The sequence below is a fragment of the Pseudonocardia lacus genome (genome assembly GCF_018531445.1).
Lineage (GTDB): Bacteria > Actinomycetota > Actinomycetes > Mycobacteriales > Pseudonocardiaceae > Pseudonocardia > Pseudonocardia lacus.
This window is the reverse complement of record NZ_JAHDTH010000072.1, coordinates 13,742-33,876: the sequence shown is the minus strand read 5'-3', so window position 1 is coordinate 33,876 and position 20,135 is coordinate 13,742. Positions and strand designations below refer to the sequence as shown.

Genomic DNA, 20,135 nt, shown 5'->3' with positions numbered 1-20,135 from the left:
GGACCGGCCACGGGTTCGGGCTGCGGCGCCCGCGCCGAGTGCCGCCCGCCCTGGGGAGCCCGGGGCGGGGGAGGGGCGGCGTCGCTCAGCGCGCGTTCCTGCTCCTCGGCGGCCCGCCGGCGAGCCGCCCGGCCGCCGGTCGAGGTGTGCGGTCCGGAAGCCGCGCCGCCCAGTCCGTTGCGGGCGAGGATGTCCTCGACGGACTCGCGGCGGACGTCGGTGCCACCGCGGCGGGGCGTGCGGTCCCGGTCGTCGACCACGCCACCTCCCGCGACCCGTACGAGCAGGGGGCGGGCACGCGGGTGCTCACCCGCACGGCCCGCCCCCTCCTGACGGAGCGTGAGCTTACGGAGGTGACCCGCTGAGGTCACGGGCGGGTCTCGATACCCGCGTCGCCTGCGGGATCGACCGCCGCCCGCCGGCCGGTCCGGCGAGCCGGACGAGCCCGGTGCGGGCGTCCCGGAAGGCGACCGCGTTGCGCCCGGAGTCCTTCGCCGCGTACAGCAGGGTGTCGGCCGTGCCGATGAGCCCGCCGGGGTCGGTGACCGGGCCCGCGCTGTGCGTCACGCCGACGCTCACCGTGACCCGCAGCCCGGCGGCCAGCTGGTCCCACCGGTAGCGGGCGATCCGGTTGCGCGCCGCCTCGCAGACCCGGACGGCGTCGGCGAGCTCGTGGCGCGGCAGCACGAGCGCGAACTCCTCGCCGCCGTACCGCGCGCAGAACGCCTCCGGGGGCAGGGCGGCGGCCAGTTCGTCGACGATGCGCTGCAGGACCCGATCGCCGAACTGGTGGCCGAAACCGTCGTTGACCTGCTTGAAGTGGTCGACGTCGACGAGCGCGACGGAGATGCCGGCCGCCCCGCGCGAGGCCGGGTCGGCGAGCATCGCGACCAGGCGCTCGTCGAGGTAGCGGCGGTTGTAGCTGGCGGTGAGGCTGTCGCGGCGGCTCTGCTCCCGCGCCTCGGCGTGCTCGCGGCGCAGCCGGTCGAGCTCGTCGGCGGGCGCCCCGGACCCCTGCAGCGACCGCACGGCCGACCGCAGGTGGGCGTAGGCCTCCTCCCACCGACCCGCCGCGGCGAGGTCCTCGGCCAGCGCGATCTCCTGGGCCGCCGAGCGGCCCCGGAGCCCCGCCGTGGTGTGGACCGCGACCATCGGCACCTCCCTGCTCGCCAGAGGAGTCGACTGCCCCCGCGGGCCCCTTGAGCCCCCCGCACCCGTTCGCGTACCGCTCCACCCGACCGATGGGCGAATCGTCGCGGACGGTGCCCGACGTTGGCGTGTTCCCGCCGCCCAGACCCGCTGAGAACGACGTTATGGGATCAACTTCGGCCTCATCGATCCCGTAGCGTCGTTCTCGACGGTGGCTCAGCCGCCGGAGTGCTCCAGCTCCGCGCCGAAGGGGACGCTCGGGTCGTCCGGGTCGTCCAGCCAGTGCTCGGGCAGCACCACCCGCCCCGGGCTGCCCTGCCGCCCGCGCGGGCCGTCGGCGTCGGCCGGGAAGGGCTCGTCGGCGTCGAGCCGGGCCAGCAGCTCGTCGAGCTCGTCGAGGCTGCCCACCATGGCGAGGCTGCGGCGCAGGTCGCCGCCGACCGGGAAGCCCTTGAGGTACCAGGCGATGTGCTTGCGCATGTCGCGGATGCCCTTGTCCGGGCCCATGTACGCCTGCAGCAGCACGGCGTGGCGGCGCATCGTCGCCGCCACCTGGCCCAGCGACGGCGGCTCCGGCAGCGGCCGCCCCGCGAACGCCGCCTCCAGGTCGGCGAACAGCCACGGCCGCCCGAGGCACCCCCGCCCGACGACGACCCCGTCGCAGCCGGTCTCGGCGACCATCCGCAGCGCGTCGGCGGCGCTGAAGATGTCGCCGTTTCCCAGCACCGGCACCTCCGCCGGGACGGCCTCGCGCAGGCGGGCGATCTTCGACCAGTCCGCGGTGCCGGAGTAGCGCTGCGCGGCGGTGCGCGCGTGCAGGGCGACCGCGGCGACGCCCGCGTCGACGGCCCGCCGGGCGGCGTCGAGGTAGGTGTGGCGCTCGTCGTCGATGCCGATGCGCATCTTGACCGTCACCGGCAGGGCGCCTGCGTTGTCGACGGCGGCCCGCACGATCCGCTCGAACAGCCGCCGCTTGTAGGGCAGCGCCGCCCCGCCACCGCGCCGGGTGACCTTGGGGACGGGGCAGCCGAAGTTGAGGTCGACGTGGTCGGCGAGGTCGCGCTCGACGATCATCCGCACGGCGGCACCGATCGTCGCCGGATCGACGCCGTAGAGCTGCATCGACCGCGGCTGCTCGTCCGGGTCCATGGCGATCATGCGGAAGGTCAGCGGGTTCTTCTCCACCAACCCCCGCGATGTGATCATCTCGCAGACGTAGAAGCCCGCCCCCTGCTCACGGCAGAGCCGGCGGAACCCGGCGTTGGTGATGCCGGCCATCGGGGCCAGCACCACCGGCGTCTGGCAGGTGTGGGGCCCGATGCGCAACGGGGCCCGGACGGCGGTCGGGACACTCACGCTGTCCCATTGTCCTCTCCTCAGAAATCGACGCTGACGCAGGCGACGCGCTGCCCCGCCGTCCCCGCCTCACCCGGCCCCGTCCGGGTCGGTTCGGCGTGGATGACGACCGACCGCGCCCGCCGGTCCGTGAACTGCCACGGCACGACCGTCTCCACGCTCCCGGCCCCGTTCGCGTCGGTCGTGAGGTCGAGCCACACCTCGTTCTCCGGGTTCGCGAACCGCGGGTCCGTGCTCGGCTGGCCGGGATCGGGCTCGTGCTGGAAGTGCGGCCCCGCCGCGTCCCCGTCCGCCCCGCACGGCAGCGCATGCGCGTGCGCCCCGTAGACCCGGTCCGGCAGCAACCCGCGCACCGCGAGCCGGACGGTCGTGCCCCCCTCGTCGGCGTGCGCGCTCACCGCCCCCCGAGCCCCCACCCGGACGAGGTCCTCGGAGTAGGTGATGGCCACCTCCGGGGTGGTCATGAACGTGGCGTTGACCGCCACATCCCGCGCGGGCGGCCCCGACCCGACCGGCTCGCTACCGCCGCAACCGGCGAGCAGGAGCACGGCCACCGGCCCAGCGACGATGACCCTGTGTGGTCGCATCGTTACAGCATGCAGGCTGACGGGCGGTAGCTTCGGGCAGGTCGGCCTGTGCGCCGATCGAGTGACCGGGGGATCGCGACGTAGGCTGTGGGCGCCGCCCGGGCGGCGCGGGCCTCTAGCTCAATCGGCAGAGCAGCGGACTTTTAATCCGCGGGTTCGGGGTTCGATCCCCCGGGGGCCCACCAGCTTCGACCAGCGGCAACGGGACCGGCTTACCGTGCCGCCTGCTCGCCGTCGAAGCGCCGCGGGCGCCGCGGAGCCGGGACCGGTCGTACGCGGTGTTCTGGCCGGCCAGCCCGCCTGGCCGAGCAACACCCGCACCGGGTCCACGTCATCGGCTCGCCGGAACTCGGGCATGTGCCTCCAACGGGGCGGCGGCACGCGCCGCCTGGCCCTGCGCGGCGCGCTCCTGCACGGTCCGCAGTCCCAGCGGCGCCTCGTCGGTGTTCTCGCGATGGCCGGTCGTCACGTCCCGGTCGCCAGGCCGGACGGGGCTGTCGTGTCAGCCATGTGATCCCTGCTCCGCGTCGGGACATCGCACCCGGGAGACCCGGACCGCGCTGCCCCGCGGTGTCGAAGTCAGCTACAACACTGCATTGTGCCGCGCCGACTCGCGGAATCGTCGGCGACGACGTCCGCGGCGCCGCAACCATTCCTGCACGGCTCCTCGGTGAGCCCTGCTGTTCACGACCGAACTGATCGAACCCGGTGGGCCGTGGCGCACGGTCGAGCACGTCGAGCGGACACGGCCGCCTCGGCGATCATCGCGGGTTCCTACGCCTGCTCGATCACCGGGAGTTGCCGTGTCCGCCTGCCTCAGTCCCCGTTCTGGACGACCTACGACCCCGAGGTGGTCAGGGCCGCGCTCAAGCGCCTGGACGCGGCTCAGACCCCTTGATCCGTTCGATCAGCTCGTCGCGGTACTCCTGCACCGCCGGAAACTCCGGTTCGTCGCCGGTCGCCCGCTTCAACGCGCCTTCCAGGATCTTCAGCCCCTGGTGTTCGTCGCCGTGCGCATCCGCCTGCCTCGCGGCGTTCTCCATGGCTTTGGCGAGCTTGGTCTGAGCCTCGGGTTCCTTGGCGGCCTTGTTGATCCGGATCCAGTTGCCGCCCGGATCGACGACGGTGAACCCGGTGTACCGGTCGTTGCGCAGCCGCGGCCGGGTCATGCGCGGGATTCCGGAGATGAGCAGTTTTCCGTGCACGGACCGCATCCCCGCCGCGAATGCCTCGAACAGCTCGCTGGTGTCCGCCACGATGACCAGGCACGTGCTGTACGACTGCGCCGGGTCGTAGCCGTCCATCCCGAAGAAGTGCAGATTGATGTCCTCCCGCCGCACCGCGATGTGCGGGTTCGGCCGCGTCTGCCGATAGGTGATCTCGAAGCCGAGCATCTCGTAGAACGACGCGATCTCGTCGATGGACGGACAGGGCAGGAGCGGAATGGTCAGTTCGTTCGCCACTGCCCGATGCTAGGCCCGGACCTGCCGAAACGACACGAGCCAATTTCTCCTGCGAGCAGCAGTGCAGCTCCGCTCGTCCACGGCCGCCGTGGCCCGGTCCGGGTCGCCGGGTTCGAGGTGCTGCTCACCGGGTCGGCGCATCGTGAACCGTCCGCCGACGAAGCTCTGGTGGAGTTCGGCGGCGGGGAGGACACTGCTGCCGAAGGCCGGCCGGACCAGCTGTCCGCCCGGTCGCAGCGGGAGATCGTGGCGCATCGACGGGGCCTCCGGTGGCGCCCCCGGCATGGCGGCCGACGTCGTCGGACCCGGGCGTTGCGGACATTCTGACCGGGCTCCTTGCCTGCTGTTCTGCGACGCCCGTGATCTGTGGCAGTCGGAGCGAGCGCGAGGAGCCGCCATGACCAGCATCTCGACCACCCGATGCAGCGTGCGGACGAGCTGCTGCGCGAGATGACCGTCGAGGAGAAGGCGATGCAGCTGTCGGCTGTCGCGCCGTTCGCGCTGCTCGGCCCCGGCGGACCGCTTCCCAGCATGCTCGATGCCCAGCTGGGGAGGGGAATCGGGCACGTGAGCGGGGCTGGGGTTGTTCGGCTACACGTCCCCGCAGGAGGTCGCCGCCACCGTCAACGCCATCCAGCGCTACCTGGTCACCGAGACCCGCCTGAAGATCCCGGCGATCTTCCACAACGAGGCGCTGAACGGCGTGGTGTCGGCCAGTTCACGCACATCCCGACCGCGATCGGGCTGGCCGCGACCTGGAACCCGGACGGTGTGCGGGAGATGGCCCGACCGCATGCGCCGCCAGATGCGCTCCGTCGGCCTCGCCCAGGCGCTGTCGCCGGTCATGATGTCGCCCGGGAGGAGCCCGGTCCGGTGGAGGTGAGCGCGGGCAGCAGCTCGCACGGCATCCGGTCCCGGGCGATGCTCACCGTCACCGGGCGGACCCGCAGCATCAGCGGTGCGGACCGCGCGTTCCTGTCCGCCACGACGGTCGGTCGACCGCGGTGACGCCGCCCGCCGGCCGGCCGGCGGACGGGTCGACCCGGAAGGAGCCCGCTCATGTCCGATGAGGAGCCCGGATCCGCCCGGCGACCGGGCCTGCGCACCAGTCGGATGGAAGCGTTCAGCGACGGCGTGTTCGCGATCGCCATCACGCTGCTGGTCCTGGAGATCGCAGTGCCCGACGGCGCCGAGGACGACCTGCTCGGCGCGGTGCTCGACCAGTGGCCCTCGTACCTGTCCTACCTGGTCAGCTTCGCGACGATCGGGGCGATCTGGCTCAAGCACACGGTCATCACCGGGTACCTGTCCGCCGCGAACGCGGTGCTCGTCCGGCTCAACCTGCTGGTGCTGCTGGTCGTCTCCTTCCTCCCGTTCCCGACGCGCCTGCTCGCGGAGCACTTCCGCTTCGAGGGCGCCGGGCGGGTCGCGACCACGGTCTACGGCATCAACCTGCTGCTGGCGTCCGCCCTGGTCGGTGTGCTGTGGCGGTACGCGCTCCGCGCGCGGCTGGTGCGACCCGACACCACGGACGAGGACGTGGCCATGCTCAGCAGGCGACTGGTGCCCAGCCTGGGCGGCTACCTCGTGATGATCGTCGTCGGGCTGTTCCTGCCGGTGCTGGCCGTGCTCGGATACCTGGCGATCGCCGTGTTCATCATCGTGCCGTTCCACGCGTTCCGGCGCCGCACATCCAGCGCCGAGGCGTGAGCGGCCCGCGCAGAGGTGGTGGCGTCCGCGCAGTGCCAGGCGTGTTCTCGCAGCCCGCCGGCGCGCTGCGAGAAGACAGCCAGGGCTGCGAGATGTGCCCGGGACCGCGATCTCTCGGCCAGGTCGAAGTCCTCGGGTCGGTGCACGGGGTCGTCGGTCGGGTCGACGGATGACACGCGGTCGATCCGGACGGTTCGCACCCCGGCAACACTGCCCGTAAAAGCGGTCAGGGGGTGATCGGTTTCGGCCGCAGGATGACGACATGACCTCACCGACGAGTCCCGCCACCCACGACCGCGTCGACCCGTTTCCCGAGCCCACGATCATCCCGGTCAACGGTGTGGAACTCGAAGTCTTCGAAGCAGGCCGAGAGAACGCAGGGAAACCCGTCGTGCTCTGCCACGGCTGGCCCGAGCACGCCTTCTCCTGGCGCCACCAGGTGCCCGTCCTCGCCGCGGCGGGATACCACGTCATCGTCCCGAACCAGCGGGGCTACGGGCGTTCATCCTGCCCGGCCGACGTGACGGACTACGACATCGAACACCTGTCGGGTGATCTCGTCGCGCTGCTCGACCACTACGGGTACGACGACGCCACCTTCGTCGGGCACGACTGGGGTGCGATGGTCGTCTGGGGCCTGACCATGCTGCACCCCGACCGCGTGAACGGGTTGGTGAGCCTGAGCCTGCCCTACCAGGAGCGCGGGGAAAGGCCCTGGATCGAGGTCATGGAGGACGTGCTCGGCAGCGACTTCTACTTCGTCCACTTCAACCGACGGCCGGGCGTCGCCGACGCCGTGTTCGACGAGAACCCGGCCCGGTTCCTGCGCAACATGTTCCGGAAGGACGCGCCCCCGGGAGAGCCCCGACCGGGCATGGCGTTGATCGAGCTGGCCAGGGCGGAGAAGCCGCTGGGTGAGCCCGTCATGAGTGAGCGTGAGCTGGCCGTCTTCGCCTCCGCCTTCGAGTCGACGGGGTTCACGGGCAGCATCAACTGGTACCGGAACCTAGACCGCAACTGGCGCTTGCTGGCCGACGTGGAGCCGATCATCCGGCAGCCCGCTCTCATGATCTACGGCGACCGTGATGCGGTCGCGAGGTCCGAGAGGTTGGCGGAATTCGTGCCCGACGTGGAAGTGGTCGCCCTGGACTGCGGTCACTGGATCCAGCAGGAGAAGCCCGAGGAGACGAACCGGGCGATCCTGAAATGGCTGGACCAGCGGGATGTCACGTAGTTCCTCGGCCTGCGACCGGGCGAACCTGAGGAGCGCTATCGCATCTGTCCCAGGAGCGCCTGCTTCGCGTGGGTGAACTCGGCGTCGGTGAGCGCGCCGGAGCGGTGCAACTGGGCGAGCTGGTTGAGTTGTGCCACCGGGTCCGCGGCCTGCTGATGACCTCCGGGGTCGGCGAGGCCGTGCTCGATCGCGGAGCGCAGCTCGTCGAACGCCGCTTGCTGCTGGCGGGTGAAGATGACCGAGTTCTCGTCCTTCACCGCGTCGGTCGTCTGCCGGCCGAACTGCGACCGTGCTTCCCTACCGCCGCCGAGCGAGAACTGGATGAACCCGTTGACGGCGAACCCGGCCGGCTTCAGCTGCACGGCGGTGATCTGGCGGAGCGGGATGCGCTTCTCGCCCTTCCCGATCGTGGTTCGGGCGAGGAAACCGGTCCGGGTGATGGTGACGAACTTGCCGTCGTAGGTGACCGTGCCGTTGTGTCCGCGGACCTGCAGGGGAGCGCTCATGTCCGCCACGTCGCAGCTCCCCCGTGCGTCGTTACCGCTCAGGATGCTGCGGCCTTCCGGGCGCCTACCCCATCAGCGACGGGCTTGCGGCCCCGTCCGCCGGATCAGCAGACTCCCCGCGTGACGCACCCCCTCGACCCGCTCACCGCCGACGAGTTCCGCCAGGCCGCGGCGTTGTTGCGCCGGGAGAAGGGGGTGGCCCGGCCGGGGTGGCGGATCGCCGGGGTCATGCTGCGGGAGCCGGCGAAGGACGTCGTGCGCGCCCACCGGCCCGGCGACGCCGTCGACCGGGTCGCGCGGGCCGTCGTCTGGAGCACCACCACCGGTACGGCGCACATCGCGCACCTCGACCTCACCGGCGACGCGCTGCTGAGTTGGGAGGACCACCCCGGCCACCAGCCGAACGTGACGATCGACGAGTGGCACGAGTGCGACGAGGCGATGCGCGTCCACCCGGAGGTCGTCGCCGTGCTGGCCGAGCGGGGCATCACCGACCCGTCGCTGACGCTGATCGACGTCTGGACCTACGCCGGGACGCGCGTCCCCGACGCGCACCGGGGGCGACGGGTCGGCTGGTGCGACGTGTGGCTGCGCGACTCGGCCACGTCCAACCCGTACGCGCACCAGGTCGCCGGGCTCAAGCTCATCGTCGACCTGAACACGATGGAGCTGCTGGAGGTCCAGGACACCGCCCGGCCCGGGTTCCCGCCGGTGCAGGGGGAGTACGACCCCGAGTTCGTCCCCGACCACCGGCCGCGCGAGGGGCGCAAGCCGCTGCGCATCAGCCAGCCCGAGGGCGTCTCCTTCACGCTCGACGGCTACGAACTGGCGTGGCAGAACTGGCGGCTGCGGCTGGGGTTCACCCACCGCGAGGGCCTGGTGCTGCACCAGGTCGGCTGGGACGACGGGACCGGGGTCCGGCCGATCGCGCACCGGCTGTCGTTCGCCGAGATGGTCGTGCCCTACCGCGACCCGACGCCGCAGCACGCCGACCGCACCGCCTTCGACGTCGGCGAATGGGGCCTGGGCTTCATGACGACGTCGCTGGAGCTGGGCTGCGACTGCCTCGGCGAGATCACCTACGTCGACGCCGTGCTGCACGACTCGGCGGGCGAGCCGGTGGAGATCCCGAACGCGATCTGCCTGCACGAGGAGGACGACGGCGTGCTGTGGAAGCACGTTGACGGCCGCGCGGGCGCCCAGGTGCGGCGGCGCCGACGGATGGTGGTCTCCACCCACGTCACGGTGGCCAACTACGAGTACCTCACGTACTGGCGGTTCTACGAGGACGGCACGATCGAGTGCGAGGTGCGCGCCACCGGGATCATGGTCACCACGCCGTTCGAGGGCGACGCGCCGCCCTACGGCACGGTCGTGGACGCGCGGACCTATGCGCCCATCCACCAGCACTTCCTGGTCGCCCGGCTCGACCTGGACATCGACGGCGGCCCCAACACCGTCGTGCAGAGCCAGACCGCGCAGCTGCCGATGGGGCCGGACAACCCCGACGGCCTGGCGCTCGTGCAGCGGGAGGAGCCGCTGACCGTGGAGGGCGGGTTCGACCAGGACTGGGCGAGCCAGCGCGTGTGGAAGGTCGTCAACCCGCGCCGGCGCAACGCCCACGGCCGGCCGACGGCCTACAAGCTCGTCCCGAGCGCGACCGTGCCGGCGATGGTCGACGAGCGGTCGACGCTGTTCCAGCGGGCGCGGGTGATCGGCCACCAGCTGTGGGTGACGCCGTTCGACGCCGAGCAGCGCTGGCCGTGCGGGGAGTTCGTCAACCAGTCCGAGCGCGACACCGGCCTGCCGGTGTGGACCGCGGCCGGGCGCTCGATCGTGGAGGCCGACGTCGTGCTCTGGTACGTCTTCGGCATCCACCACGTGCCGCGGGTGGAGGACTGGCCGGTGATGCCGGTGGACGTGGTCGGCTTCCGGCTGACCGCGGCCGGGTTCTTCGACGCCAACCCGGCCCTCGACGTCGCCCCGGGGACGTAGCTCAGCCGCCCTCGCGCAGGGCCCAGGGCGACCCGTAGTCGGTGAGGAGGTCGAGGAAGGGGACGGCGTCGAGGGCCTCCGGCCCGAGCACCCCGGCCCCCGACCAGGCGCCCGACGCGATCAGCTCCAGCGCGACGACGGGGTTGACCGCGGTCTGCCACACCACGGCCTGGCAGCCGTACTCGGCCATCGACCAGGCGTTGTCGACGACGTGGTGCAGGTAGACCTCGCGCGGGGCGCCGTCGGTGCCGGTGCCGCGCACCCACAGCCCCGCGCAGGTGCGCCCGGTCATCTCCGGGCCGATCGTGGCGGGGTCGGGCAGGCACGCGGCGACGACCTCGCGCGGGGACACGTGCACATCCCCGACCCGCACCGGTGTCGTCGAATCCAGTCCCAGCTCGTGCAGCGTCCGCAGCACCTCGATCACCCGCGAGCCGAGCCCGTACTTGAACGTGACGCGCCGGGCGTCGACCCAGCGCGGTATCAGCAGCACCTCCTCGTGCTCGACGTTCACGCACTCCAGCGGGCCGATGCCGGCCGGGAAGTCGAACACCTCGGGCTCGCTGAACGGCGCGGTGGTGAACCAGCCGCGGTCGCGCTCCCACACGACGGGCGGGTTGAGGCACTCCTCGATGAGCGTCCAGATCGAGAACGACGGGGCGAAGGCGCGGCCCGGCACGACCAGGTCGGAGCCGTCGCGCACCCCGAGCTCGTCGATCTCGGCGAACAGGTGGTCGGCGGCGTAGCGGGCGAACACGTCCGACAGGCCCGGCTCGACGCCCATCCCGACCAGCGCGAGCACGCCGGCGTCGACGAAGTCGTCGTGCAGCGCGAACTGCTCGTCGCCGAGCTTGACGCCGGTGAGCTCGTGGGGCCGCTCGGGGTGCGGCACCGACATCGACATCGCCATGTCGAGGTAGGTGACGCGGGCGGCCAGCGCGGCGCGGAACAGCGGCATGACGAACCGCGGGTCGGTGGCGTTGAGCAGGGCGTCGGCGCGGTACGCGGCCAGCAGGGCGGCGACGTCGTCGGGGTCGGAGGCGTCGACGCGGGCCGCCACGACCCGGGGGTCGCCGGCCCGGTCGGCGACGGCCTGCGCCCGTGCCGGGTCGACGTCGGCCACCACCAGGCATTCCACGAACTCCCGGCGCGCTGCGATCGCCGCGACGGACCCCCCGACCCCGCCGGCCCCGACGACCACGATCCTCATGGAACGGAAAGGTAACCTTGCGGCCCTTGTGGGTGAAGGCCGTCACACGACATAAAGGGCGCATGACCGACGGCATCAGGACCGGGCCGGAGTCCGGCGCGCAGCTCAAGCCGGGCGCCATCTCCTTCCTGGACGCGGTGGTGATCGGCCTCGCCTCGACCTCGCCCGCCTACTCCCTGGCCGCGGTCATCGGGCCGATCGTCGCGCTGGCCGGGGTCTACGCCCCCGGCGTGCTGCTGGCGTCGTTCGTGCCGATGCTGCTCATCGCCAGCGCCTTCTACTACCTCAACCGGGTCGACCAGGACTGCGGCACCACGTTCTCCTGGGTCACCCGGGCGATGGGGCCGTGGCTGGGCTGGATCGGCGGCTGGGCGATCGCGATGACCGGCGTGCTGGTGATCGGCTCGCTGGCCGACGTCGCCGTCCGCTTCGGACTGCTGGCCGTCGGGCTGGACGACCTCGCCGCCAACACCCCCGTCGTCATCCCGATCACGGTGCTGGTGATCCTGGCGATGACGGCGCTGTGCGTGCTCGGCACCGAGCTGTCCGCGCGCGTGCAGAACGTGCTGATCATCGCCCAGGTCGTCTCGCTGCTGGTGTTCGCGGGCGTCGCGATCGGCCGGGCGCTGAGCGGCGACAGCCCGCTCGACCCGTTGACCCCGTCGATCACCTGGCTCAACCCGTTCGCGGAGGGCGGCGCGGCGCTGACGGCCGGACTGCTGCTGGGCGTGTTCGTCTACTGGGGCTGGGAGTCGGCGGTGAACCTCACCGAGGAGACGACCGACTCCGCCTCGTCCCCCGGCCGGGCCGGGATCGTCTCCACCGTCCTGCTGCTGGTGACCTACCTGGCCGTCGCCTACGCCATCGTCTCCTTCGCCGGCACGGACTTCCTGGCCGGGAACGAGGAGGAGGGCGAGCTGATCTTCGCGCTGCTGGGCGAGGAGGTGCTCGGCGGCTGGGATTGGGTGCTGCTGGTCTCGGTGGCCACGTCGGCGCTCGCGTCGACCCAGACGACGATCATCCCGGCGTCGCGCACCGGGCTGTCGATGGCGCGCCGGGCCGCCCTGCCCCGCAGGCTCGCGCACATCCACCCCCGCTTCCGCACCCCGGACGTGTCCACCTGGACGGTGGCCGTCATCGCCTCGGTCTGGTACGTGGTGATCAGTCTGATCAGCGAGAACGCCCTGCTGGACTCGCTGACCGCGCTGTCGCTGCTCATCGCGTTCTACTACGCCCTCACCGGCATCGCCTGCGCCGTCTACTACCGGCGCCAGCTGCTGCGCAGCGCCACGAACTTCCTGTTCATCGGCCTCGGGCCGCTGATCGGCGCGGGGCTGCTGATCTGGCTGCTGGTCCGCTCGGTCGTCGACCTCAACGACGTCGAGGCGTCCGCGACGGGCACGTCGTGGTTCGGGTTCGGGCCGCCGCTGGTGATCGGGCTCGCGGTGTTCCTGCTGGGTATCGTGATCATGTTCGGCTGGCGGGTCGGCCACCCCGAGTTCTGGCGCGAACGACCCGGCCTCGCGCCGGAGCAGGAGGCAGAGCAGTGAGCGAGCGTCAGCGAGCGAACAATCGGCACAGTGCCTTGCGCGAAGCGCCGACCGAGCGCAGCGAGGGAGAGCGATGAGCGCGATCGTCCTCGGGTACGACCGTTCCCCGGGCGCGGAACGCGCGCTGGAGACGGCGATCGAGGTGGCGAAGCGCTACGAGGTGCCGCTCGTGCTCGTGCACGGCATCCACCCGCCCGGCGGCGTCGGCGAGGAGGCGCGCCAGGCGCGCGCCGCGCTGGACGAGTCGGCCGACCGCGTCACCGCCCCGGCCGTCGCCGCGGCCGAGGCCGCGGGCGTGCCCGTCGTCGTCGAGGTCGTCGACGACAAGCCCGCGCAGGCGCTCGTCGCCGCCGCCGACCGGCACGACGCCGCGGTGATCGTGGTCGGCACCTGGAACGAGAGCCCGATGCGCGGCGCGCTGCTCGGGTCGGTGGCCCACAAGCTCCTGCAGCTGTCCACTCGCCCGGTGCTGTGCGTGCCGGGGCCAGGGGACTGAGCCGGGCCTTGCCCGGGCCCGGGGAGCCTGACGAGACTGGCGCGATGCCCGACAAGACCGTCCTGCGCAACTTCGTCAACGGCGAGTTCGTCGACCCCGCCGAGGGCGGTCACACCGACGTAGTCGACCCCGCCACGGGCGAGGTGTACGCCTCGGCGCCGCTGTCCACCGCGCCCGACGTCGACGCGGCCTTCGCCGCCGCGGCCGCGGCGTTCGCGGAGTGGAAGCGCACCACCCCGGCCGAGCGGCAGGCCGCGCTGCTGGCGATGGCCGACGCCGTCGAGGGGGCGGCCGGGCGGCTGGTGGAGGCCGAGGCCCGCAACACCGGCAAGCCGGTCGGGCTGACCACCAGCGAGGAGATCCCGCCGATGGTCGACCAGATCCGGTTCTTCGCCGGGGCGGCGCGGATCCTGGAGGGGCGGTCGTCCGGCGAGTACATGCGCGGCTACCAGTCGAGCGTGCGGCGCGAGCCCGTCGGCGTCGTCGGGTCGGTGACGCCCTGGAACTACCCCATGATGATGGCGGTCTGGAAGTTCGCGCCCGCGCTCGCCGCCGGCAACACGATCGTCCTCAAGCCCAGCGACACCACCCCGGCCAGCACGGTGCTGCTGGCCGAGCTGTTCGCCGACCTGCTGCCGCCCGGGGTGTTCAACGTCGTCTGCGGCGACCGGTCCACCGGGGCGCTGCTGGCCGCGCACCCCACCCCGGCCATGGTGTCGATCACCGGCAGCACCCGGGCGGGCAAGGCGGTCGCCACCGCCGCCGCCCCGAACATCACCCGCACCCACCTGGAGCTGGGCGGCAAGGCGCCGTGCGTCGTGTTCGCCGACGCCGACCTCGCCGCGGCGGCCGAGGGCATCGCCGTCGCCGGCTACTTCAACGCCGGGCAGGACTGCACCGCCGCCACCCGCGTGCTCGTCCACGAGTCCGTGGCCGGCGACCTCGTCGCGGCGCTCGCCGAGCAGGCGGCCGGCGTGCGCCTGGCGCGCGACGAGGACGACTCCGACGACCTGTTCATCCCGCCGGTCAACAACCCCACCCAGCTCGCGCACGTCTCCGGGCTGGTGGAGCGCGCGCCCGCGCATGCCTCGATCGTCGCCGGTGGTGCGGCGGCCCCCGGGTCGGGCTACTTCTACGCGCCCACGCTCGTCGAGGGCCTGCGCCCGGGCGACGAGCTGGTCCGCACCGAGATCTTCGGGCCGGTGATCACCGTGCAGACCTTCGCCGACGAGGAGGAGGCCGTCCGGCTGGCCAACGACACCGACTACGGGCTCGCCTCCAGCGTGTGGACGACGTCGCACACGACGGCGCTACGCGCCTCGGCGGCGATCGACGCGGGCTGCGTGTGGATCAACTGCCACATCCCGCTCGTCGCGGAGATGCCGCACGGCGGGTTCAAGCAGTCCGGCTACGGCAAGGACCTGTCGGCGTACTCGCTGGAGGACTACACGCGGGTCAAGCACGTCATGTCGTTCGTCGGCGAATGAGGTACGGGGCGCAGTACGGCCCCGACGTCACGTTCCTCGGCGTCCCCGGGTGCGACTGGCGCGAGCCCTCGACCTACGCCGACGCGCACGTCGTCGTCATCGGGGCGCCTTTCGACGGCGGCACCTCGCACCGGCCGGGCACCCGGTTCGGCCCGTCGGCGATCCGGCAGGGCTGCTACCTGCCCCACGACGGGTCGCGACCGTCGCTGGCGCTGCGCGTCGACGGGCTGGAGGGCGTGTACGACGCCGGCGACGTGGAGATGTTCTCCGGCGACGCGGTGCGCTCGGTGCGCGACCTGCAGGAGGCCGTGCACGCGGTCACCGCGACCGGGGCGGTACCGCTGGTGCTGGGCGGTGACCACACCATCGCCTGGCCGGACGCCGCGGGCGTGGCCCAGCACCTGGGCGCCGGCCGCATCTCGATGATCCACTTCGACGCGCACGCCGACACCGGCGACGTCGAGTTCGGCTCGCTCGTCGGGCACGGGCAGCCGATGCGCCGGCTCATCGAGTCCGGCGCCCTGCGCGGCGACCGGTTCCTGCAGGTCGGCCTGCGCGGGTACTGGCCGGGGCCGGAGACGCTGGCCTGGATGGCCGAGCAGGGCATGCGGTCCTACGAGATGACCGAGATCGGGGCGCGCGGCCTCGACGCCTGCCTCACCGAGGCGTTCGCGATCGCGCTGGACGACTGCGACGGCGTGTTCCTCTCCGTCGACGTCGACGTGTGCGACCCCGCGCACGCCCCCGGCACCGGCACCCCCGAGCCGGGCGGGCTCACCGCGCGCGAACTGCTCGACGCCGTGCGCCGGATCGCGGTCGAGCTGCCGGTCGTCGGGATGGACGTGGTGGAGGTCAGCCCGCCCTACGACCACGCCGAGCTGACCAGCTTCCTGGCCAACCGGGTGGTGCTGGAGGCGCTGTCCGGGATGGCGCTGCGCCGCCGCGGCGACCCGTGGGACCCGGCCCGGCCGCTGCTGGACGGCCGCTGACGGCGACGTCGCGGGCGCACCGTCGCGGGGCCGGGCTCAGGCGTCGACCGCCACCGGGACGGCGCCGATCGAGGCCGCGGCGTCGCCGAGCGCGGCCAGGAGCGCGGCGGTGGCGGGCGGGTCCGGCGGCTCGCCGTAGGTGGCCGCGTAGATGTGCTGGCGCGATCCGGGCAGCTCGCTGGCCACGACGCCGGCGGCGCGGTGGGCGCGCAGGGCCAGCCCGGGACTGGTCGTGACGCCCAGCCCGGCGGCCACCAACGCCTGCATGACGACCATGTCGTCGGAGGTGTAGCCGATCCGGGGTTCGAACCCCTGCGCGGCGCACATCGACAGCAGGTGGCTGCGGCACCGGTCGCAGCCGGCGATCCAGGTCGCGTCGCGCAAACCGGGAAGCGTCTGCCCCGCTTCGGTGGACAGCAGGTACAGGGGGTCGTCGAGCAGGTGGTGCAGCCGGACGTCCGGCGGTTCCAGCTCGGTGTCGTCGTAGCGGAAGATGATCGCGAGGTCGATCTCGCCGGTGCGCAGCTTCTCCAGCGCCTCGGGCGGCTGCGTGTCGGTCAGGCCGATCTGCAGGCCGGGGTGCCGGGCGGTCAGCGCGGCCACCGCGCGCGGGATGAGCGAGCCGATCACCGACGAGAAGCTGGCCACGCGCACCCGCCCGGCGCTCAGGCCCACGTGCGCGGACAGCTCGGCGTCGGCCGCGTCGATCCGCCCGAGGATCTCGGCGGCGCGCACGGCCAGCAGCCGGCCGGCGGGGGTCAGCCGGACCCCGCGGCCGGCGCGCTGCAGCAGCTGCGCGCCGGTCTCGGCTTCGAGCCGGGCGAGGTGGTGGCTGACCGTCGGCTGCGTGTAGTGCAGCTCCCTCGCGGCCGCGGTGACCGACCCCAGGCGCGCGAGCGCGTCGATGACGCGGAGCCTCGTCACGTCCAACATCTATCGAGCCCGTCTATCGACCAGCATGAGCATTGACATTAGACGTATGAATCGGTCGGTTGCACGCTGTTCGACATGACCTCGACGCTCACCCGCCCCGTGGAGGGGCTCACCGACCTGGTCGACGGCATCCGCGACGCCGTCGCCGCGCACACCGATTGGGCTGTCACCGCTCGGCTCGTCGCGGAGCAGCTGCGCGAGCACCTCCCGGGCCCCGACGTCCTGACCGCCGAGCAGCGCCGGGGCTCGCCGGACGACTACGTCGCCCACACCCTGCACGTGGAGCCGGACGGCACGTTCTCCGTCATCGCGGTGGTGTGGCGCACCGGCCAGCGCACCCGGATCCACGACCACGTCACGTGGTGCGCGCTCGGCGTCATCCAGGGCGTCGAGCACGAGGAGCTCTTCGACGCCGACCTCAACCCGATCGGCGTCAGCGACAACCACGTCGGCGACGTCGCCGGGTTCGCCCCACCCGGCGACATCCACCGCGTCCGCAACACGGGCGGGACGACGGCGATCTCGATCCACGTCTACGGGACCGACGTCTCCCGCCTCGGCGGCACCGCCCGCCGCTACTACGACTGAACCGACCGAGGAGGACCGCCATGTCACTCGTCCGCATCCACAACTTCGCCATCTCCCTCGACGGCTACGGCACCGGCGAGGGGCAGAGCGCCACCGCGCACTTCGGCCACGCAGGCGACCGGCTGCACCAATGGATGTTCACCACCAGCTGGTGGCAGCCCGGCGGCAGCGCCGGCGTCGACGACGCCTTCGTCCAACGGCACGACCCCGGCATCGGCGCCGAGATCATGGGCGCCGGGAAGTGGGGCCACCCCGGCTGGCAGGACGACCCGGACTGGAGGGGCGCGTGGGGACCCAACCCGCCGTTCCACACCCCGGTCTTCGTGCTCACCCACCACCCGCGCCCGCCGATCGAGATGGAGGGCGGCACGACGTTCCACTTCCTCGACGCCACCCCCGCCGAAGCGCTCGACGCCGCCCGCGAGGCCGCGGGAGGCAAGGACGTGCGCATCGGCGGCGGCCCCACCGTCGTCCGCGACTTCCTCGCCGCCGGGCTCGTCGACCACGCGCACATCGCGGTCGTCCCGATCATGCTCGGGCGGGGGGTGCGGCTGTGGGACGGGCTGGAGGGCCTGGAGGAGGGCTACCGGGTCGAGGCGACGTCCGCGCCCAGCGGAGTCACGCACCTGACCTTCACCCGCCCGACCAGCTGACCCACCTCCCCACCCACCCGAACCCTCCAGCGGGTGATCCCGCGCAACCGGCGGACCCGACGATCGCGTGCGAGCATGCGCGAATGGTCGAAGCGACGGACGTCGGGCCGCCGGCGGCTCCCGCGACGAAGCTGAAGCGGACGGTCGGCGTGCTGCTGCTGTTCTTCTTCATCGTCGGCGACACCCTCGGCGCCGGGATCTACACGCTGGTCGGCACCATGGCCGCGGACGTCGGCGGCATGCTGTGGCTGCCGCTGGTGCTGGCGCTCGTGCCCGCTCTGCTCACCGCGGGCACCTACGCGGAGATGATCACGAAGTACCCGCACGCCGGTGGGGCGTGCCGGTACGTGCAGCGCGCGTTCGACCTGCCGTACCTGTCGTTCGTGGTCGGCTTCCTGATGCTGGCGTCCGGGATCACCACCTCGGCGCTGCTGGCGAACGCGTTCGCCGGCGACTACCTCAGCGAACTGGTCGACGTGCCCGCCGCGCCCGTCTCGGTCGTGTTCCTGCTGCTGCTGATCGCGGTCAACCTGCGCGGGGTCCGGGAGTCGCTGTCGGCGAACGTCGTGATGACCGTCATCGAGGTGTCCGGCCTGGTCCTGGTGATCGTCGTGGCGGCGCTGGTCTTCGGCAACGGGCAGGGCGACCCGGCGCGGATCCTGACGCCGTCGCCGGACCAGCCCCTGCTGATGGGCGCCTTCGCGGCCTCGGTGGTGGCGTTCTTCTCCTTCCTCGGCTTCGAGGCCGCCGCCAACATGGCCGAGGAGGTGAAGGACCCGTCGCGGGCCTACCCGAGGGCCCTGTTCGGGGCGATCTGCACCGCGGGCGTCATCTACCTGCTGATCGCCCTCGGTGCCGCGATCGTCGTCGACCCGGCCACGATGGCGAACTCCAGCGGCCCGCTGCTCGAGGTCATCACCGCGTCCGGGCTGGCCGTCCCGGGCTGGCTGTTCTCGCTGATCGCGCTGGTGGCCATCGCCAACGGGGCGCTGCTGTTCCTGGTGATGGCCAGCCGGGCCACCTACGGCCTGGCCGAGATCGGGCTGCTGCCGTCGGTTTTCGGCCGGGTGGCCGCGCGGCGCGGGACGCCGTGGGTGGCGATCCTCGCCGTCGGCGCGGCCGCCATCGGCATGAGCTTCGTCGGCGACATCGGCCGGCTGGCGGACACCACCGTGCTGCTGCTGGTGCTGGTGTTCATCTCCACCAACGTCTCGGCGATCGTGCTGAAGAAGGACCGCGTCGAGCACGAGCACTTCTCCGTGCCGATCGTCGTGCCCGTCCTGGCGATCGTCGCCAGCATCGTGCTGCTCACCCAGCAGGGCGCCGAGTCCTGGCTGATCGCGGCGGGCTACCTGGCGGTCGGCTCGGTCCTGTTCCTGATCGCGCAGTACAGCCGCAAGCGCCTGGACGCCGAGCCGGCCGCGTGATCACCAGGGGATGACGCCGTCGTCCTCGACGAAGGTGCCGCTCGGCCCGCCGTCGGGCAGCGTGGCCAGGCGGATCGCCGTGGCGGCGCCCTGCTCGGGGGTGCGCGGGCCCTGGAAGCCGGTGAAGTCGGTGGCGACCAGCCCCGGGCACGCCGCGTTGATCAGGATGCCCGTGCCGGCGAACTTCCGGGCGTACTGCACGGTGACGGCGTTGAGGAACGTCTTGGACGGCGCGTAGGCCGCCATGATCGGCCCGACGTCGACGTCCGGGTCGGCCTGCCGGGTCAGGGACGCCACGCTGCTGGAGACGTTGACGATGCGCGGGGACGGCGAGCGCCGCAGCAGCGGCAGCACCGCGTTGGTCACCCGGATGACGCCCAGCACGTTGGTCTCGACGACCGCGCGGACGACGTCGAGGTCGAGCGTGGTCGGGTCCTGCGTCCAGTCGGGGCCGGTGGGACCGGAGATGCCGGCGTTGTTGACCAGGACGTCGAGGCGCCCGGCCGTCCGCTCGACGAGTTCGGCGGCGGCGGTGGCGCTGCGGTCGTCGGTGACGTCCAGCGGCACGCCGAACGCGTCGACGTCGCAGGCGCGCAGCTTCTCGACGGCGGTCTCCAGCCGACCCGCGTCGCGCGCCCCCACGCCCACCCGGTACCCGAGTGCGCCGAGGCCGGCCGCGATCTCGTACCCGATCCCCTTGTTCGCGCCGGTCACCAGCGCGGTCTTCGTCTCGCTCACGCCGTCGATGGTCGGCCGCGGACCGGTGCCGCGGCCAAGACCGATGCGGTGCGCTGTGATACCT

The 20,135-nt window shown here is 72.5% G+C and carries 21 protein-coding genes and 1 tRNA gene; 13 read left to right on the top strand and 9 right to left on the bottom strand.

Annotated elements, in window-relative coordinates; translation table 11 throughout:
* From KIK08_RS17105 to KIK08_RS17090, 4 genes are all read right to left on the bottom strand, one after another.
* Positions 1 to 260: hypothetical protein (locus KIK08_RS17105; protein ID WP_408004681.1), on the bottom strand; the 260-nt coding region annotated here is incomplete at its 3' end.
* Between the two features lie 85 nt (positions 261 to 345).
* Positions 346 to 1,152, bottom strand: coding sequence for a GGDEF domain-containing protein (locus tag KIK08_RS17100; protein ID WP_214404159.1), 807 nt, complete (start codon positions 1,150 to 1,152; stop codon positions 346 to 348).
* A gap of 213 nt (positions 1,153 to 1,365) precedes the next feature.
* On the bottom strand, positions 1,366 to 2,505 hold the full coding sequence (gene dusB, locus KIK08_RS17095) for a tRNA dihydrouridine synthase DusB (protein WP_214404158.1): 1,140 nt from the start codon (positions 2,503 to 2,505) through the stop codon (positions 1,366 to 1,368).
* 20 nt (positions 2,506 to 2,525) lie between these two features.
* Positions 2,526 to 3,092 (bottom strand): superoxide dismutase family protein, encoded by a 567-nt coding sequence (locus KIK08_RS17090; RefSeq protein WP_214404156.1) that lies wholly within the window; start codon positions 3,090 to 3,092, stop codon positions 2,526 to 2,528.
* Between the two features lie 109 nt (positions 3,093 to 3,201).
* On the opposite strand from KIK08_RS17090, the gene KIK08_RS17085 reads away from it, so the two are divergent.
* Positions 3,202 to 3,277 (top strand) — tRNA-Lys (locus KIK08_RS17085).
* A 681-nt stretch (positions 3,278 to 3,958) separates the two neighbouring features.
* Here KIK08_RS17085 and KIK08_RS17080 read toward each other — a convergent pair.
* Positions 3,959 to 4,555 carry a DUF8817 family protein gene (locus KIK08_RS17080; protein WP_214404155.1) on the bottom strand — a complete coding sequence of 199 codons (597 nt, stop codon included), beginning with the start codon at positions 4,553 to 4,555 and terminating at the stop codon, positions 3,959 to 3,961.
* A 583-nt stretch (positions 4,556 to 5,138) separates the two neighbouring features.
* Between KIK08_RS17080 and KIK08_RS17075 the strand changes: the two genes are divergently transcribed.
* The 4 genes from KIK08_RS17075 to KIK08_RS17065 all read left to right on the top strand — a co-directional run bounded on the left by KIK08_RS17075 (position 5,139) and on the right by KIK08_RS17065 (position 7,499).
* On the top strand, positions 5,139 to 5,438 hold the full coding sequence (locus KIK08_RS17075; RefSeq protein ID WP_214404154.1) for a hypothetical protein: 300 nt from the start codon (positions 5,139 to 5,141) through the stop codon (positions 5,436 to 5,438).
* Positions 5,429 to 5,563 carry a hypothetical protein gene (locus tag KIK08_RS41045; RefSeq protein WP_256446276.1) on the top strand — a complete coding sequence of 45 codons (135 nt, stop codon included), beginning with the start codon at positions 5,429 to 5,431 and terminating at the stop codon, positions 5,561 to 5,563. The genes KIK08_RS17075 and KIK08_RS41045 overlap by 10 nt, the downstream gene beginning before the upstream one ends.
* Positions 5,564 to 5,614: 51 nt before the next feature.
* Complete coding sequence (locus KIK08_RS17070; protein ID WP_214404153.1) at positions 5,615 to 6,265, top strand: TMEM175 family protein; 651 nt, start codon at positions 5,615 to 5,617, stop codon at positions 6,263 to 6,265.
* A 262-nt stretch (positions 6,266 to 6,527) separates the two neighbouring features.
* Positions 6,528 to 7,499 carry an alpha/beta fold hydrolase gene (locus KIK08_RS17065; RefSeq protein WP_250557184.1) on the top strand — a complete coding sequence of 324 codons (972 nt, stop codon included), beginning with the start codon at positions 6,528 to 6,530 and terminating at the stop codon, positions 7,497 to 7,499.
* A gap of 35 nt (positions 7,500 to 7,534) precedes the next feature.
* Here KIK08_RS17065 and KIK08_RS17060 read toward each other — a convergent pair whose 3' ends face one another.
* The gene (locus tag KIK08_RS17060; protein WP_214404161.1) at positions 7,535 to 8,005 is read right to left on the bottom strand and encodes a DUF4429 domain-containing protein; all 471 of its coding nucleotides are present in this window, start codon (positions 8,003 to 8,005) and stop codon (positions 7,535 to 7,537) included.
* Between KIK08_RS17060 and KIK08_RS17055 the strand changes: the two genes are divergently transcribed.
* Positions 7,976 to 10,000: a primary-amine oxidase gene (locus KIK08_RS17055; RefSeq protein WP_308257687.1), complete on the top strand. Its 2,025-nt coding sequence runs from the start codon at positions 7,976 to 7,978 to the stop codon at positions 9,998 to 10,000. The genes KIK08_RS17060 and KIK08_RS17055 overlap by 30 nt on opposite strands.
* Position 10,001: 1 nt before the next feature.
* On the opposite strand, the gene KIK08_RS17050 is transcribed toward KIK08_RS17055, so the two are convergent.
* Positions 10,002 to 11,210, bottom strand: coding sequence for a saccharopine dehydrogenase family protein (locus KIK08_RS17050; RefSeq protein WP_214404151.1), 1,209 nt, complete (start codon positions 11,208 to 11,210; stop codon positions 10,002 to 10,004).
* A 62-nt stretch (positions 11,211 to 11,272) separates the two neighbouring features.
* Between KIK08_RS17050 and KIK08_RS17045 the strand changes: the two genes are divergently transcribed.
* The 4 genes from KIK08_RS17045 (at position 11,273) to speB (ending at position 15,732) form a co-directional block, all read left to right on the top strand.
* Positions 11,273 to 12,760 (top strand): APC family permease, encoded by a 1,488-nt coding sequence (locus KIK08_RS17045; RefSeq protein WP_214404150.1) that lies wholly within the window; start codon positions 11,273 to 11,275, stop codon positions 12,758 to 12,760.
* A gap of 73 nt (positions 12,761 to 12,833) precedes the next feature.
* The gene (locus KIK08_RS17040; protein ID WP_214404149.1) at positions 12,834 to 13,256 is read left to right on the top strand and encodes a universal stress protein; all 423 of its coding nucleotides are present in this window, start codon (positions 12,834 to 12,836) and stop codon (positions 13,254 to 13,256) included.
* A gap of 44 nt (positions 13,257 to 13,300) precedes the next feature.
* A complete protein-coding gene (locus KIK08_RS17035; protein WP_214404148.1) occupies positions 13,301 to 14,743 on the top strand; it encodes an aminobutyraldehyde dehydrogenase in 1,443 nt (480 codons plus the stop codon).
* On the top strand, positions 14,740 to 15,732 hold the full coding sequence (gene speB / locus KIK08_RS17030; protein ID WP_214404147.1) for an agmatinase: 993 nt from the start codon (positions 14,740 to 14,742) through the stop codon (positions 15,730 to 15,732). The genes KIK08_RS17035 and speB overlap by 4 nt, the downstream gene beginning before the upstream one ends.
* A gap of 36 nt (positions 15,733 to 15,768) precedes the next feature.
* Here speB and KIK08_RS17025 read toward each other — a convergent pair whose 3' ends face one another.
* Positions 15,769 to 16,665: a LysR family transcriptional regulator gene (locus tag KIK08_RS17025; RefSeq protein ID WP_214404146.1), complete on the bottom strand. Its 897-nt coding sequence runs from the start codon at positions 16,663 to 16,665 to the stop codon at positions 15,769 to 15,771.
* Positions 16,666 to 16,740: 75 nt separating this feature from the next.
* Between KIK08_RS17025 and KIK08_RS17020 the strand changes: the two genes are divergently transcribed.
* From KIK08_RS17020 to KIK08_RS17010, 3 genes are all read left to right on the top strand, one after another.
* Positions 16,741 to 17,253, top strand: a complete 513-nt coding sequence (locus KIK08_RS17020) for a cysteine dioxygenase family protein (protein ID WP_214404145.1) — start codon at positions 16,741 to 16,743, stop codon at positions 17,251 to 17,253.
* Between the two features lie 20 nt (positions 17,254 to 17,273).
* Entirely contained in the window at positions 17,274 to 17,906 is a 633-nt protein-coding gene (locus tag KIK08_RS17015; protein ID WP_214404144.1) for a dihydrofolate reductase family protein, read from the top strand.
* 83 nt (positions 17,907 to 17,989) lie between these two features.
* Positions 17,990 to 19,333: an APC family permease gene (locus KIK08_RS17010; protein WP_214404143.1), complete on the top strand. Its 1,344-nt coding sequence runs from the start codon at positions 17,990 to 17,992 to the stop codon at positions 19,331 to 19,333.
* Here KIK08_RS17010 and KIK08_RS17005 read toward each other — a convergent pair whose 3' ends face one another.
* Positions 19,334 to 20,071 (bottom strand): SDR family oxidoreductase, encoded by a 738-nt coding sequence (locus tag KIK08_RS17005; RefSeq protein WP_214404142.1) that lies wholly within the window; start codon positions 20,069 to 20,071, stop codon positions 19,334 to 19,336.
* Between the last annotated feature and the right edge of the window lie 64 nt (positions 20,072 to 20,135).